The sequence below is a fragment of the Halioglobus sp. HI00S01 genome, from assembly GCF_001635445.1.
Classification (GTDB): domain Bacteria; phylum Pseudomonadota; class Gammaproteobacteria; order Pseudomonadales; family Halieaceae; genus Halioglobus; species Halioglobus japonicus.
The window spans coordinates 1-224 of sequence record NZ_LWEE01000083.1 but is presented as its reverse complement, the minus strand read 5'-3'; the positions used below and the strand labels follow the sequence as shown (position 1 = coordinate 224).

At 59.8% G+C, this 224-nt stretch carries 1 protein-coding gene; it reads left to right on the top strand.

Annotated elements, in window-relative coordinates:
- Window positions 1–224: DUF2878 family protein (locus A3709_RS12570; protein ID WP_197484178.1), on the top strand; the 224-nt coding region annotated here is incomplete at both ends.

Here is a 224-nt window from a genome sequence, read left to right as displayed (position 1 = left end):
CGTGGCCCGCAAGCTAGTCAATGGCACGCTGTTTAACCTGTGCTGGTTTGCCGTGGTCATGCTGCACCATGACCTCTGGTCGTGGGTGGCAACATTCGCTTACCTGGTCTTGCATGTGGCCGTGTTCCGGCCCGCGCGAGCTGAGGTACAGCTGATTGCTCTGGTGACCGCTGGCGGCTTCCTGCTCGACCAGATCATGTTTGCCAGCGGTCACCAGAGCAATC